This window comes from Flavobacterium glycines (genome assembly GCF_900100165.1).
Lineage (GTDB): Bacteria > Bacteroidota > Bacteroidia > Flavobacteriales > Flavobacteriaceae > Flavobacterium > Flavobacterium glycines.
The window spans coordinates 44,194-58,958 of record NZ_FNEO01000004.1; the positions used below are offsets into that span (position 1 = coordinate 44,194).

Here is a 14,765-nt window from a genome sequence, read left to right on the forward strand (position 1 = left end):
TTATGAGTTATGGGTTATGAGTTGTCGGTTGCCAGTTGTCGGTTGTCGGTTGTCGATCTCAGTCTTACAAATTGCTAAGAGCAAATCTAGGACAATATTTTTAATTTCTATTTGCTATTAACAATTGAGCCAATGGCATTCCATATTTTCTCAGATGCCTGTGTTGGTGTTTCGCCTGCTACAATGCTGTACCATTTTTTCCCTTCGGAAACATTCGATAAACTTCCATTTAGTATTGCTGCAATTTGATTTGCTAACTGGTTTTTATCAGTACAAAAAACAGCCGCTTCAGCACTTGGCATACTTCTAAAATGTACATACTTATAATTTTGCCCAATATCACGAATCCCTTTTTTCAATTGGGGTTGCTCATAGTTGTAGTAAATACAAGGCTTATCATGTGCCACAAAATCAAATACTGTTGATGAGCAAACATTGGTTACCAATTCCGAATGCGCACAAACATTGTGCAATAATTTCAAATCAGCTTTGGCAGGAAAAACTTCGTTCCATTGTTTTCCCATCGCTTTCCATAAAGGATCAATAACTGCTATTATATCTTTATTGGCGTTAATTACTGCTTCATATCTGGATGTCGTATCTACAGGACATTTTCTATAAATAATTCCCAGATTTTCTCCTTTAGCATTCAACGTACGGACTGCATTAGCTAAATCTTCCAAATAATATTGGTCCAAAGGCGAAGTCGTTTCGTCATCACCCGAAAAACAAATGTATTTTTTTGCTGCATCTAAATTGTGCTGCTTAAAAAAATCTTCTCTGGCTTCTAAAAGTGATTCATCGTAATGCGGTTCAAACTGAGGTGTTCCGGTAACGATTAATTGATTTTCTTTAATGAAAGGATAGTATTGTAACATTTCCTTTTTCATTAAATCACTCCATACACAATAGTAATCTGTTTCTACTAACTGCATCGCTTTAGGCACATTATCCCAGGAATATACAAATGTGAGTGTAGGAATTCCTAAATCCTGAGCAGCCAATAAAGCAGCTATCGATTGTGTAGCTCTTTGAGTTGTACAAAAAACCAAATCGGGTTTAATCTCCTGCAATTGTGCTTTGCAATAGTTGTATTTTTGTGTAGAACGTTCCAGAGCATTGATTCGTTTTCGAATACGAAGAATTCCTCTTTCGGAAGAATTCAACCCAATAAGCAACCGGACAAAAACTGTCATCAAAATATTCTTGATTCCTTTGTAATTAAAGGGAAACTTATACGTTTTGTATACCGGATCGTTAAACTTTTTAGTCGCAACATTCAATTCGATGTGTTTTCTAATGCGACAATAAAAAGGAGTTAAAGGATGAATATTTTGTGTCTTTATTCTTACTTCTTCATAACCTAATTCTTCCTGCAAAGGAAACGCAGTATTATTCCAATAAATAATTTTATTGCCCCGCTGTTCTCCAATTTCCTTAAATTGAGTAAAGGCAAAATTGCGAAGTCCAACACCATCTGGAAAAAAAATAAGGATTTTTTTGTTTATCAATTTAATTTCTTTTAACAGTACAAACCTAGTATTTTTTTATCTATTTAACACTATTCGAACTGTCAGGTCGAGCGCAGTCGAGACCCTTGTATTAGTTTAGCTCTCTTTCAGATTCCTCATCTAAATCCAAAAAATATTTGTGATGAGTCGCATTTCTACATTCTGACAAACTTTGCAAACTATCAAAATCACCTTCTATCAATGCCTGCTTCTTTACTCTGCTCCACTTTTTTATTTTTTTCTCAAAATAAATCGCTTGATTAGGATCCGTAAATTCCTGATAAAAAACTAATTCTACAGGCCTTCTACTATGTGTATATGCTTCTGGATATTTCCCCCCATTATGTTCCAAAACTCTTCTTTCAATATCAGAAGTAATTCCAACATACAAAGAATCATCTGCACATTTTAAAATATAAACATAATAGAATTTCATACAAAAAGATTTATTTCACAAAAAGCCTCTCGACTGCGCTCGAGGTGACAGAAAATCAACCAAAACATTATGTCAGGTCGAGCGCAGTCGAGACCTTTTATGATGTAAAAACACTTAAAACCCTCTCGCCCTTAGTCAGGCTCAGGGTGACTGCTCGAGGTGAAAATTTAATAATTTCTAGAAAATTACCCTTTCTTATTCTTCAACTTCTCCCTTTGCACTTGTTCAATAGGCAATATATCCGTTGCTTTATAAGCCAACGCCTCATAAACAGCATTCAAATCACGGCTTAATTTTCGCAAGCCCATAGGCTCCAAAGAAGCGGCATGATCGGTTCCTTTCCAGGTTCGGTCTAAAGTATAATGCCTTTCGACAATATGAGCGCCTAAAGTATAAGCCGCAACATCCACAGCAATTCCTAAATGATGCCCTGAAAAACCAATGTATTTTACCTTATCTCCATATTTTTGCTTTAACAGCTTAATTTCCAACAAACAAATATCTTCAAAAGGAACAGGATATCCCGATGTACAATTGTATAAAACAAGGTCTTTATTTCTGCCTTTTTCAATGAAATAATTCACTAAAATTGCTGTTTCATCTTTAGTTGTCATTCCGGTAGAAATGTGAATTTCACCAAAGTAATTGTCACATAACCAACCCAACATTTCAAAATTATTATTGCAGGCTGATGGAATTTTAATGAATTCAGGATGTAAAGACGTAATTTCTTTAGCCGAGGTGGTATCCCAAACCGATGTAGAATAAGTAATTCCTATTGATTCACAATAACTTTTTAATTCGGCGTGTTGATTCACATCAAATTCTAAATATTCTCTGTGTGCCCCGTACGTATCCCCATAGGAATTAGAACTATTAGGATGTGGTGCATTATACTGCTCCTCTGTCAGTAATTCTTTGTTATTTCTTTTCTGAAATTTTACGGCATCAGCATTACAAAATATTTTAGCAATTTTGATAAGCTCTTTTGCGATTTCGATTTCTCCTTTATGGTTACATCCAATTTCGGCAATTACGTAAGGTTTTTTATAGTGGTTCATTCTTTTTGTTGTTTTACACACCCCTAGCCCCTCTCCAGAGGGGAAATACGATTGTGCAAATTATTAAATTATCGTTTTATATAAATTATCTAAAATATTTATAATCACAAATCATCATTTAATTTCAAAACTATAAAGTCATCGTAATACGGGACTAACTCCCCTCTGGAGAGGGGCTGGGGGTGTGTTTTTCAAATTCTTCAATAAAAAACTCAATTGCCCGGATTACATTTTCCATATCTTTTAAAACCTCATTATCACTAAATCTCAAAACAGAAATCCCAAACTCATTCATCTTCTTTTCTTTTTTACAGTCTTTATTATAAACTTCTAAAAATTCATGGGAATAACCGTCCACTTCAATTCCCAACATCAACTCATAACAAAAGAAATCTAAAATATAATTATCAATTGGTTTTTGTCTGTGAAAATCATAGCCATACATTTGTTTTCCTTTTAATTTTAACCAAAGAACTATTTCAGCTTTAGTCGAGTTATTACGAAGCGCTCTGGCTAATTCTTTGAGTTTGGGATTATATGGAATGATTTTACGTTTAGTCATTATAACTGGTTTAATGAATAATCTATATCTAAAATTAACACACCCCTAGCCCCTCTCCAGAGGGGAATCCGATTGTGCTAGATGAGGAATTCTATCTTAAATCAATACCGCTCGTTATACTTCATAATCCACTCACAGGCTTCTCTGATAGCACCTGCGGCAGAGACTTTTGTTAGCAAATAATCCGCATTTTGTTTAACTATTTCAGTGGCATTGGCTGGTGCAAAAGACCAACCCACCGCGCAAATATTCGCTAAATCGTTGACATCATCACCAATGTAAGCTAAAGCATTAAAACTTGTATTTTTTTCTTTAACGAAATGCTGTAAGAAAGCATATTTGTCTTTCACCCCTAAAAAGGTATTTTCAATTTGGAGTTTTTTCATTCTTTGAGCGACCAAGGGAGAATTTTCGGAAGTCATTACCACCACTTCCACCTGATTTTGTCGAAGAATCTCTAAGCCCATACCATCGCGCATATCAAAAGCTTTGGCCAACTCGCCTTCAGCGGAATAGAAAACCTGACCATTGGTAAATACCCCATCAACATCCAAAACGAGATAATCGATACGATGGTGTTTTTTAGCTTTTTTCAGTCGGCTTGTCAGAAGTTCTTCCACTATCTTCCAATCAGTCATTGAATCGATTTCAACCAGTGTATTCTCAGGCATCTGAACCAATCCTGTCTTAGCGCTAACCCGATTTTTAGAATGTACAAAAGCAGCTTTTGTAGTGGCATAAGCAGCTCCGTTTTCTATCAATAATCCTTCAAAATCCTGCCGTCTTGGACGATTAAAAACATCGTAATTTTGAGGCGTTCCATCTGCATTCCAGCTAAAACGATGGGTATTGACAACAGTCAAAGCCGAATCGTATTTTTCTATTTCTATTTTATCCAATACCGCATTAATAGCTGTAGCAGTTGTCATCGCTGAAGTAGCCTGCAACAAACACAAAATATCAAAATCATAATCTATTTGTTCCGCAAATTCCAGCATCGCACTTTCAGTAGAAGCCGTATCTGTAGCATTGGCAGCATTTCGCAAAAGTGCTTTTACTTTTAATGTCCAATGGTATTCTTTTTCAATAAAAGAAACAATTTCCTTATCATCCGTAAAAATATAAATTGTATCGAGGTCCGAAAAAATAGCTTCGGTAAGCACCCATGAAAATAACGGACGCCCCAGCATCTTTTTTTTATTTTTCCCCGGTATCCCTTTAGAATCTTTGCGAAGTGGAATTATGGCTGTTTTTTTCATTTTCTTACTTTTATTTATCGAACTTAAAACAAAAATAGCATTTTGACTCCAACTTCAGTTAGTGATTTGAATTATTAGGTTGTATTTCTGTTTTTAATCTCTTGATGATTTCATTTGTATATAAAATGGCTCCTTTTTTATTCAAATGCGACTCATCATAAAAATATTTTGATTCCACAAACTCATTAGAATTTTCATAATAAAACTTAGTAAGTTCATTTACTATCAAGCCTTTTACTCTATCTACAAATTCTTTATTTTTATAAGCAAAATTGGGTGGAACAAGAAGGTATAGTTTTATATTTTCTACTTGGCAAATATGCTGAAACTCTTTGAAAGCCGCTATTAATTCTGGCAACTCCGATTTTATGTTATAATGAACTAATGGATATTTTTTTTTATTCAAATCAGCTGCTGTAAAATCTAAAAGCACAGTCCCTGCTGCTGTCCAATTATCGTATTTTGTTTTTTCTTTTCGACCAAGGAATTGCTCTTTTCCTAATCGTGCACAATACCATCCGAAAGCAAATGGAGAAAAATCATTTCTAACAATCAACTCATTGGTAATTTCTTGATATTTTACTAAGTTGTATAATTTATCGTATCGGAATTGCAAAGTTTTTTCAGCATGAAATGCTGCCTCTTCATCTATTGTTAAAAAAATTATTTTAGGCTTTTTATTGTGTTTCAATACTTTTTTTAAAAGAAAAAGTTGAAAATCAATATTAGAACCTCTATACCCTAAATTGAAAGCAGTCATTTTTAAACTATCCTGAATGGCATCTGAATACACATTATGTTGTGCCCGAGAAGAACCAAATATCAAAATTTCTTTATTCATCTTTCCTTCTAAAATCCATTCCAAACGTTTATCAAATTCAAGCTCTGGGAGAGATTGGATTTTCCAAAAGAATAATTTATCTACCAAGAAAAAAAGCAACAAAAACAAAACTATATTTTTTATAAATTTTTTCATTCTTAAAATTGAAAATATATAAACTCTTGCTCTTCTTTTCCAAAAACAAATAATAAGACTAAAAGAAACATGACAAATGACCATCGAAAGAACCGATTTCCCACTTTTCTGAAATGATCCAAAGCAAAATGCCCTTCTCGTCCTAACCATTCTACCAACACAAAGCCAACAATCAAAATGATTAAAAATGTAGGACGTACTTCTGGTACGCTAAACAATGATTTTGTGAAAATTCCTTTTATATATTGGATTGCTGAAGCGAGAGAATTGGCTCTGAAAAAAATCCAGGCAAAAACTGTTAAAACAAAAGTAATCCCCATCTGAATACTTTCTTTCCAAGTAGGAAGGCACTGATTCTTAGCTACTATTTCTAAATTTACTCTATTTTTATTGGTTAATAACAAGGGTAAAAAATATATAGCATTTAAAAATCCCCAAATTAGGAATGTCCAATTGGCTCCATGCCAAAAACCACTGACCAAAAATATGATAAATGTGTTGCGAATTTGCATCCATTTACCACCTTTGCTTCCGCCCAAAGGAATGTAGAGATAATCTTTGAACCAGGAAGAAAGTGAAATGTGCCAACGACGCCAAAACTCAGCTATATCTCTGGAAAAATAAGGAAAAGCAAAATTTTTAAGCAATTCTATTCCGAATAATCTGGAAACTCCTATGGCAATATCTGAATAGCCTGAAAAATCACCATAGATTTGAAAAGTAAATAACAAAGCTCCCATTACCAGAGTACTTCCTGAATAATGACCTGGATTATTAAATATCTCATTGGCATAATGAGCACAATTATCCGCTATTACAATTTTCTTAAATAAACCCCATATTATTTGGTATAACCCCAAAACGGCCTCATCATAATTAAAATTTCGTTTTGCTTTAATTTGCGGTAATAAATGAGTAGCCCGCTCAATAGGACCGGCAACTAATAACGGAAAATAAGACACAAAAACCGCATAGTCTACAAAATTTTTCTCTGTTGGAATTCGTTTTTTATACACATCAATCACATAAGACAACCCATGAAAAGTATAAAAAGAAATTCCAACGGGAAGAATAATATTCAATGTAAAAACATCAACTGAAAATCCTATTTTAAGAAGAAGATTTTGAAAAGAAAGTACAAAAAAATCAAAATATTTAAAAATACCCAAAAAAGATAAATTGATTCCAATACTACTATAAAACCAAATTTTTCGATACTTATCAGTTACTGTTTTAGCAATTTGCAAACCTGAAAAATAATCCAATGCTGTTGAAAACATTAATAAAAACAGAAAACGCCAATCCCAACAGGAATAAAAAAAATAACTGGCGAACAGCAATAAGACATTCTGAGCTTTTAATGATTTTTGAAAAACGAACCAATACAATCCAAAAACGATTGGTACAAAAACGGCAAACGAGAAAGAGTTAAACAGCATACTAGTAGGGTATCCTTTTTAATGTTTTTAATTTTTGTTCGGTAGCTTTACTCATTTTTTTTCTTCGTTGTAGCATAGTCGGCAGTAAAACTATCATATTACCCAAGGCATAAGCATACAAGCTAAAATAACGACTGTCGCTGAGAGCATATTTTTTAAAGTTATGAAATAACAATTTTACAATTTTCCGAAATGGTCTTCTCGAATAAATAACATACAATCTAAAACTGTTTTGAAGTTGTTTTTGAAAACGAAAATAATTTTTCCCCTGTAATTTCCGTTTCTCTACATCTATGCGGTGATTAACGGCTACTTGATTGGTGTATAAAATATCATAATCCAAATCCAACACTTCCAACGACAAACATGTTTCTTCTCCGTAAATGTCCATCCAAGTTGGAAATCCGCTGGTTTCATCATATACTTCTTTACGAATGGCAAAACCGGAACCTATAAATTCAGTAGTTAAAAATTCTTCTTTTTCATTTTCTAAATTAATTTCGCTTTTCGACTTAAAAATTCCTTTGACTTCTTTAAAAGCTAATATTCCTAAACTTCGGTTTGCATTAAAATAAAATTGAATTGTTGCAATTGGTTTTTCAGAAATCAAATGGGCGTCATCATCGAGACCAATAAAAATTTCACCTACTGCTTTTTTATACAAAAAATTTCGTGCCGGAGAAGCCGAAATACTTTCTTTACCCACATACCATTTTACCCAGTGAAACTGAGCTTGTAATCGTTCTGTTCCCATACAATTATCAATATACACCAGAACTTCATGACGTTCGGAATCAAAAATAGACTGCAATTTCTTTAGCGTAAAATGTAGTTCTTCCGGACGGCCTTTAGTAACAATAAGAAATGATATTTCCATTAATTCAATTTAACTCTTTGATATAAATTTATAATTTCTTGCTGCAATTGCGTTCTATTGTAATTTTGCTGAACAAAATGAACATTGTACTCTTGAGCTCTAGCTCTCATTTGTTTATTTTCAATTGCCGTTTTGATAAGATTTGCAATAGCCTCAACATCATTAGGCTTCTCAATTAAAAATCCATTGATTCCATTTATAATAACTTCCTCGGTTACTTTTCCAGGATTAGATTGTATAGGAAATGCTCCCATCCCCATGGCTTCAACAGCACTTGTGGGCAATCCGTCTGACAAACTATTGGCAACATGAATGATACTTTTTCCCATTATTTTCAACAATTCTGAATTGGCAACAAATTGACCTCTTTCAAAAATCTTGACTTTTAATTGAGCAAAAAAAGAGGAATCCTCCACATATTCTTTTACAAGTATATTGGCACTATAAATTACAATTTCAAAATCTTTTATTAATGCTACTGGAAGTAATTCTAATGCTTTAATAATTTCTAATGCCTTTCCTACTCCATCTTCATAGCCTTTGATCATTATGATTTGTCGCTCGGACAAGGTTTGAATGCTTTCAAAATCGATTGCTAGTCCACCATTTCCAATAATCACACTATATCCCTCGTGGTTATACCCATTGGTCTGAGCTATTTTAAAATCTCTTTTACAGTCAGTAATGATATAATCTACTCTAGATAAAAAACGCTTAAATTGAGTTTCTTGAACACCTAGCTCTTTATAATAGAAAATATCACTTCCCCATGATGAGTACATGAATTTAAGTTGTGGGCTTTTTTCCATCACTTCCAAAATAGGAAAACCTGCTAATCTCATTTCAAAACAATGTACTATATCGGGCTGAATTTCATTTAGTTTTTGTTTAAATACAGTACTTACTTTTCGCTCATTATATTTTTGTATGCTTGTGTAAAGTTTAGGCAACTGTTTTTTTATTGCACTCCTAAAAGGAAAATCCCACCTTAATTTCCAAGATTTAATTTGTTTCACCCAACTAATACGCGAAACTTCGGGACCTCCATCAGTACTATCAAACCAATAGACTTCATGCCCACTTTTTTCTAATTGATTGACCCATTGAAAAAAATGATGATTAGGAATTGCTACCATTAAGATTTTCATTGTTTAGTGATAAAATTAATTTTATTTTAATATGTCTTTTAACTTCCTATTAGAAAACAATACAATATACAATCTAAAAAAAAGAGAGACTATTTTTTTTCCAAACCATGATTTTTCAATTTCTTTCAGCATAATAAAACGATTATTTCTATAAAGACGATTTTCTTCTAATTCTTTATAATCCAATATAAATCCGTTAAAATGTTCTTCAAGCACTTGCTCTCGTTCTGAAGTAAAATCCATCGTTGAACTTATGCCATCTAAATAAAAAACAGCCAAAGTTTTTTTTATTTTTAAATAACTACAATTATGTTTGAACAATGCAATTATAAAAAATTTCCAGTCAGAGACAATTTTTAATTTCTCATCATATAAACCAATTTTTTTAAATAATTCTTTCTTAATAAAAGTTGCCGGATGAGGCAATGTACCTTTATATAAATCAGAAAATTTTAAATTATAAGGTGATGACATAATTCTTTTTCCATTATCATCAACCATTTCTAAATCAAATGAAACTAAATCATAATCTTTAAAATAATTATAATTCTCTTTTAACACATCTGAACTATAAAAATGATCTCCACTATTAAGAAATAACAAATACTCTCCTTTGGCTTTTTGAATACCTTTATTCATTGCATTATACACACCTTTATCTGGTTCACTTATCCAATAATCAATATTTTCGCTTTGATTTTTTAAAAATTCTGCACTACCATCTTTAGATCCTCCATCAATAACAATATATTCAAATTCTTGCCAAGTTTGACTAAAAACCCCCTCAATAGTTCTCTTTAAACCTTGAAGGTTATTTAAGTTTATTGTTATAATTGTTAACTTTTTATTTTTAATATCCATAGTAGCACATTATACTTTACTAGAATTTTTTCGGTTTATTTATTAAAAACTTTATTAAATATAGAAACCTTAAAACGATATAGTATAGTTCCACTAAAAATATTTTAGTACTATTCCAAAAACTACCTATTAAATTTTTTAAGACTTGTACAGAACTCACTTCCTTATGCCATAACTGATAATTCCCCACTACATCGTTTTTAAAACGAAAAAATTGTTGTTGGGGTGTTCGTTGTATTTCATAATGAAAAATGGAAGGTACAAAATCAATTTCGTACCCCTGTTCTAAAACTCTTTTTGTCCATTCTTTGTCTTCAAATGTTGCCACATCTTCTCTAAAAGGATGTTGTTCCCAAACTTTTTTACTAAAAGCAGAACCCGAAAAAATCAAACCTGATTTATTAGGATCAACTTGAGCTGAAACTTTATTAATATAATTGTGATAATCATTAGAAGCATGCAAACAGCGTAATCCCGCCAGATTCGAATTGGCCTCCATTTTTTGTCTGATCAACTTAAAAAAATCATGACTCACCGGATACGAATGCGCACTAAAAATAACTACAATAGGATGCTTTGCTTGGCTGGCAGCAATATTAGCACTGCCTCCATAACTGAATTTCTCTATGGTTACCAATCGTGCACCATATTGCTCCGCTACCGATTGACTCCCGTCATTAGAAAGATTATCGATTACAACAATTTCAGCAATATCGACAGCATAGCGTTCTGTTAAGTTCTTTAAAAGAAAAGCCAAAGCTGGTGCTTGGTTTTTATTTCGAATGACTACTGAAATCATTGTTTTTTATTAGCTTTAAACAATTGAGAAAGTAACCTAAAAGGCTTCATAATCACTTTTCCTATTTTGTATTCTATGGAATGCTTCAATTTCATTTTACCCAAACGATGGGTTTTAATGTAATAAAAAAGTACTTCGGCCGTATTATCAAAATGCCTGCAATAAATATCCTGATGCTTTCTGAAAATGTATTCCATATTGGCTTCGGCATGATAGTTTATCGTATCCACTAACATCGATTTTTTTGCTTTGCGATAATAGAACAAAAACTCTTCTACAAATTGGAATTGCCAACCTCTCTTTGTAATGTTCAACCAAAACTCCCAATCTTCAAATCCTTTCTTCATACTTTCATCATAACCACCTACTTCTTCCCAGCATTTTTTTCGGTATAATGAAGTCGCTACAAGATGATTTTGATACATTAAATCACGATAATTATTTCCTTTGGGTTTTAAATCATGTACTACATTTGCAACCTTATCAATAAAAAACTTAGAATAACAGCCCACAATAGCCAGATTTTTGTCAGTATGCAAAACAGGAACAAGTTTCCTTAAATAATCGGGATGCAAAATATCATCTGCATCTAAAGCTACTATAAATTCACCTTTCGCCTTTTGAATACCTTTATTTCTGGCTGAAGGCAAACCTCCATTTTCTTTATATAAGTACTGAAAACGAACATCCTTCTCAATCCATTCCTTGGCTATAATTTCAGTATTATCAGGACTACCATCATTAACAATAATACATTCCCAGTTGGAATAACGTTGTTCCAATACCGACTGTAAAGCTTCACTCAAATAATGGGCTTGCTTGTAACAGGGAACAATGATGGAAACTAATGCATTTGACATATTAATTTTTCAATCTTATTATTTCCTCATTCATAATACCCTTATATCGATGTACTCCTTTAGTAAAAATTAAATGAATTAATATTACAATATAAACTTTAAATTTAAAGAGAATGCTCAATTCTTTTAATTTATTAATCATTTTAACAACCAAAATATATTCTTTATTTTCTATTGCTCGTCGAATTGTTTTTAAATATTTTCTTAAAGCATAAGATGCGCTAATTTTATTTGATTTATAAAATAAATACTCAAAAATATTTTTCCAAACTATCAATTCAGAACTTAAATCCTTCTTTTCACTCCTCTTAAAATTTGAAGTAATTGTATCATTATGATTTCGTACTAAAACTAAAATTTCTTTAATATTTACCCCTCTAATACTAGGATTATTTAAAACTCGAAAAACAAAATCTAAATCTTGGGCCCTAGACAAATATTCATTAAATTTAACTTCTTTAACAATATTTCTTTTGAAAAAAAAAGTTGGTGTACTAAAAACTATTTTATAAGTCATAAAAACATCTAAAATATTTTCCAAAAACTCCAAATTATAAACTATTTTGACATGATAATCAATACCAAAAGTTTCAAAACCACATAATACGTAATCTATATCATTTTTGATATGTAATATAAAATACACTTTTTTTCTAATGAATTCGGGCAACATTAAATCATCACTATCAAACCAATTAATATATTCCCCATTACTGACTTCAAAGCCATAATTCCTCGCTGCATTTCCCCCTGGTAATCTTTCAGAAGGACGGTAATGGAATTGAAAGCGACTATCTTTTTTAACATAAGCATTGACCAGCTCCTCAGTATTATCAGTACTACCATCATCCACTACAATACATTCCCAATTTTGATAGGTTTGCGCTAAAACTGAATCAAGGGTTTCACTAATAAGATGAGCCCTATTAAAAGTAGGAATTATAATGGAAACTAATGGATTATTCATCTAATCTAAAAATGATGGTTTGGTTAACTTGCTCTCGTTTCTTGCTTTTACAATTGCTTTTTTATTCAGATCGCTGAGTATTCTAATCTGCTTATTAATCTGTTTGACCTCCTTAAATTGAAATTTACAAAAAGCTTTGAAAAGATTCTTGAATCTCTTTTTATATTCGGAAAAAAAAGAAAATTCAGAAAAAGGATTAGATGCTTTTAAAATTATTTCTCTTTTATAAATAGCATCTGAATTTTGAAAATAAACATTAGTTTTTCTTTGTTCTCTATCATGAAACAATCTTGTACTTGGTAAAATTCCTATTTTAAAATTATGAAATTTTACTCTATGAGTATAATTATCATCTTCACCATAATGAAAAAAAGAAGAGCTAAAACCTCCAACAGTTTCAATACATTTTTTAGAAATCAACCATGCAGCCGCATTCACAAAATCAACTTGATAAATACTGTTTTTAATTTTATTTAAATATATATCTGAATATAAATTTTCACACTTAGAAGGCATAATATAATTTGAAAAATTATAATCTAATACGTCACCACTCCCATTCAAATGCATTGGACTTATTATACCGAAATGAGGTTCATTTTGTTGTGCTTTTATCAATTTCACAATTGTATCCGGCTCCACCCAAGCATCTTGATTTAATAAAAAAACATAATCAGCTCCTTCTTTATACGCTTTCTTGATTCCGATATTATTAGCTCCTCCAAAACCGATATTTTCATTTTGTTTTAATAATATAACTTGGTTAAAATTTAATTCAATAAATTCAGGTGTTCCATCAGTACTACCATTATCTATAACAATAACATCAACTGTGAAGGAATTATTTAAAACACTATTTAAACATTGTTCAATCCATTTTATACCATTATAAGTTACTATGATAACAAAAACTTTCATATTATAGCTTTCAGATATGCTTTACCCCATTTTTGGCATGGTTCTAAATGATTCCCTTCAGCCCATTCGTTCCAAGCATTTATAAATATAAATTTTTCGTCTAATCCTTTAAAATTTTCAGCCTTGATTTTATTTTGATACCAATACTTGAATAATTCCGGTGTGCTATTAACAAGCATCGTGGCTTTTTGACCCACACGCCTTGAAGTGTTATCCCACATAGGCGTTATACATGGATAAACCCCTCTGTTATTACATTGCAAATCGAAATCCACAAACCTCTCATAATCAACTAAAAAATCTTTTTCAGATGGTTTTGATTCCCATTTTAATTTTTTACGGAACTTAATTTCAAGTCGTTTTAAAATAGTCTGTTTTCTTTTTTTCAAATATTCTTTATATAGGCGCATGGTCCTAGATAATGGCTGAAATTCAATTATAGCATCAAAATCATATTCTTGCATTTTCTCCTTGTTCCATCCTATCCAACGCTCAAAACATCCCAAATACAATTCTATATTTTCTTTTCTTGCCTCCTCTCTAAATATAGCAATTGTACTCGCCATATCAGGAAATAAATCAGGCTTGTAAAAAATAAAAACAGGCTTACCTTCTACTTTAATATACCTTTCATCTTTAAAATAAGATAACAGAAACTTTATATGCTCCCTATCATCATCTGCTGAATAATTTTGTTGTAACAAAACATCTTCAATACCTCCATCCCAAGCTCTGGTCCAATTTTCATTTGCCCAACACAGCATAAAAGGCAAATCTTCTTTTGGATTTTTCATTTTTCTGTCTAATGGTTCATGCAATACTCTTTTACCATTAAACCAATAATGATAATAACAAAAACCATGAATACCATATTGTTTTGCCATTGCTTCCTGAGTTAATCTTGCTTCTTCTAACCGTAAATCATAAAATCCTAAATCGGCTGGCAAATGCGGCTGATAATGTCCTTCAAACCTAGGCTTAGCCTTAACTACATTCGTCCACTCTGTAAAACCTTTTCCCCACCATTTATCGTTCTCAGATATAGGATGAAACTGCGGTAAATAAATAGCTATTGGTTTAATCTGGTTCAT

General features: G+C 31.9%; 15 protein-coding genes. All 15 read right to left on the reverse strand.

What is annotated here, in order from left to right; translation table 11 throughout:
* Window positions 1-107 precede the first annotated feature (107 nt).
* A complete protein-coding gene (locus BLR17_RS11055) occupies window positions 108-1,511 on the reverse strand; it encodes a CDP-glycerol glycerophosphotransferase family protein (protein WP_307725427.1) in 1,404 nt (467 codons plus the stop codon).
* A 91-nt stretch (window positions 1,512-1,602) separates the two neighbouring features.
* Window positions 1,603-1,947: a GIY-YIG nuclease family protein gene (locus BLR17_RS11060; protein WP_066329255.1), complete on the reverse strand. Its 345-nt coding sequence runs from the start codon at window positions 1,945-1,947 to the stop codon at window positions 1,603-1,605.
* Window positions 1,948-2,132: 185 nt separating this feature from the next.
* Window positions 2,133-3,008 carry an N-acetylneuraminate synthase family protein gene (locus BLR17_RS11065; protein ID WP_066329541.1) on the reverse strand — a complete coding sequence of 292 codons (876 nt, stop codon included), beginning with the start codon at window positions 3,006-3,008 and terminating at the stop codon, window positions 2,133-2,135.
* 154 nt (window positions 3,009-3,162) lie between these two features.
* Window positions 3,163-3,570, reverse strand: coding sequence for an endonuclease domain-containing protein (locus BLR17_RS11070; RefSeq protein WP_066329257.1), 408 nt, complete (start codon window positions 3,568-3,570; stop codon window positions 3,163-3,165).
* Window positions 3,571-3,671: 101 nt separating this feature from the next.
* Window positions 3,672-4,829: an acylneuraminate cytidylyltransferase gene (locus BLR17_RS11075; protein WP_066329258.1), complete on the reverse strand. Its 1,158-nt coding sequence runs from the start codon at window positions 4,827-4,829 to the stop codon at window positions 3,672-3,674.
* Window positions 4,830-4,887: 58 nt separating this feature from the next.
* Window positions 4,888-5,805, reverse strand: coding sequence for a hypothetical protein (locus BLR17_RS11080; protein ID WP_066329260.1), 918 nt, complete (start codon window positions 5,803-5,805; stop codon window positions 4,888-4,890).
* A gap of 2 nt (window positions 5,806-5,807) precedes the next feature.
* Window positions 5,808-7,244: an MBOAT family O-acyltransferase gene (locus BLR17_RS11085; RefSeq protein ID WP_066329262.1), complete on the reverse strand. Its 1,437-nt coding sequence runs from the start codon at window positions 7,242-7,244 to the stop codon at window positions 5,808-5,810.
* A 1-nt stretch (window position 7,245) separates the two neighbouring features.
* Window positions 7,246-8,121, reverse strand: coding sequence for a glycosyltransferase family 2 protein (locus tag BLR17_RS11090; RefSeq protein WP_066329264.1), 876 nt, complete (start codon window positions 8,119-8,121; stop codon window positions 7,246-7,248).
* Entirely contained in the window at window positions 8,121-9,257 is a 1,137-nt protein-coding gene (locus BLR17_RS11095) for a glycosyltransferase family 4 protein (RefSeq protein ID WP_245683136.1), read from the reverse strand. Before BLR17_RS11095 ends, BLR17_RS11090 begins: the two co-directional genes overlap by 1 nt.
* Window positions 9,258-9,290: 33 nt before the next feature.
* Window positions 9,291-10,130 carry a glycosyltransferase family 2 protein gene (locus BLR17_RS11100; RefSeq protein ID WP_066329271.1) on the reverse strand — a complete coding sequence of 280 codons (840 nt, stop codon included), beginning with the start codon at window positions 10,128-10,130 and terminating at the stop codon, window positions 9,291-9,293.
* A 19-nt stretch (window positions 10,131-10,149) separates the two neighbouring features.
* Window positions 10,150-10,929 carry a glycosyltransferase family 2 protein gene (locus BLR17_RS11105; protein ID WP_066329273.1) on the reverse strand — a complete coding sequence of 260 codons (780 nt, stop codon included), beginning with the start codon at window positions 10,927-10,929 and terminating at the stop codon, window positions 10,150-10,152.
* Window positions 10,926-11,789, reverse strand: coding sequence for a glycosyltransferase family 2 protein (locus BLR17_RS11110; protein ID WP_066329275.1), 864 nt, complete (start codon window positions 11,787-11,789; stop codon window positions 10,926-10,928). Before BLR17_RS11110 ends, BLR17_RS11105 begins: the two co-directional genes overlap by 4 nt.
* A gap of 1 nt (window position 11,790) precedes the next feature.
* On the reverse strand, window positions 11,791-12,756 hold the full coding sequence (locus BLR17_RS11115) for a glycosyltransferase family 2 protein (RefSeq protein WP_066329277.1): 966 nt from the start codon (window positions 12,754-12,756) through the stop codon (window positions 11,791-11,793).
* Window positions 12,757-13,674, reverse strand: coding sequence for a glycosyltransferase family 2 protein (locus BLR17_RS11120; protein ID WP_066329278.1), 918 nt, complete (start codon window positions 13,672-13,674; stop codon window positions 12,757-12,759).
* Complete coding sequence (locus BLR17_RS11125) at window positions 13,671-14,765, reverse strand: glycosyltransferase WbsX family protein (RefSeq protein WP_066329280.1); 1,095 nt, start codon at window positions 14,763-14,765, stop codon at window positions 13,671-13,673. Before BLR17_RS11125 ends, BLR17_RS11120 begins: the two co-directional genes overlap by 4 nt.

Bases quoted from the DNA above. Each gene is read 5' to 3' on its own strand.
- BLR17_RS11060 (WP_066329255.1), bottom strand. From the start codon at position 1,947: ATGAAATTCTATTATGTTTATATTTTAAAATGTGCAGATGATTCTTTG.
- BLR17_RS11065 (WP_066329541.1), bottom strand. From the start codon at position 3,008: ATGAACCACTATAAAAAACCTTACGTAATTGCCGAAATTGGATGTAAC.
- BLR17_RS11070 (WP_066329257.1), bottom strand. From the start codon at position 3,570: ATGACTAAACGTAAAATCATTCCATATAATCCCAAACTCAAAGAATTA.
- BLR17_RS11075 (WP_066329258.1), bottom strand. From the start codon at position 4,829: ATGAAAAAAACAGCCATAATTCCACTTCGCAAAGATTCTAAAGGGATA.
- BLR17_RS11080 (WP_066329260.1), bottom strand. From the start codon at position 5,805: ATGAAAAAATTTATAAAAAATATAGTTTTGTTTTTGTTGCTTTTTTTC.
- BLR17_RS11085 (WP_066329262.1), bottom strand. From the start codon at position 7,244: ATGCTGTTTAACTCTTTCTCGTTTGCCGTTTTTGTACCAATCGTTTTT.
- BLR17_RS11090 (WP_066329264.1), bottom strand. From the start codon at position 8,121: ATGGAAATATCATTTCTTATTGTTACTAAAGGCCGTCCGGAAGAACTA.
- BLR17_RS11095 (WP_245683136.1), bottom strand. From the start codon at position 9,257: ATGGTAGCAATTCCTAATCATCATTTTTTTCAATGGGTCAATCAATTA.
- BLR17_RS11100 (WP_066329271.1), bottom strand. From the start codon at position 10,130: ATGGATATTAAAAATAAAAAGTTAACAATTATAACAATAAACTTAAAT.
- BLR17_RS11105 (WP_066329273.1), bottom strand. From the start codon at position 10,929: ATGATTTCAGTAGTCATTCGAAATAAAAACCAAGCACCAGCTTTGGCT.
- BLR17_RS11110 (WP_066329275.1), bottom strand. From the start codon at position 11,789: ATGTCAAATGCATTAGTTTCCATCATTGTTCCCTGTTACAAGCAAGCC.
- BLR17_RS11115 (WP_066329277.1), bottom strand. From the start codon at position 12,756: ATGAATAATCCATTAGTTTCCATTATAATTCCTACTTTTAATAGGGCT.
- BLR17_RS11120 (WP_066329278.1), bottom strand. From the start codon at position 13,674: ATGAAAGTTTTTGTTATCATAGTAACTTATAATGGTATAAAATGGATT.
- BLR17_RS11125 (WP_066329280.1), bottom strand. From the start codon at position 14,765: ATGAACCAGATTAAACCAATAGCTATTTATTTACCGCAGTTTCATCCT.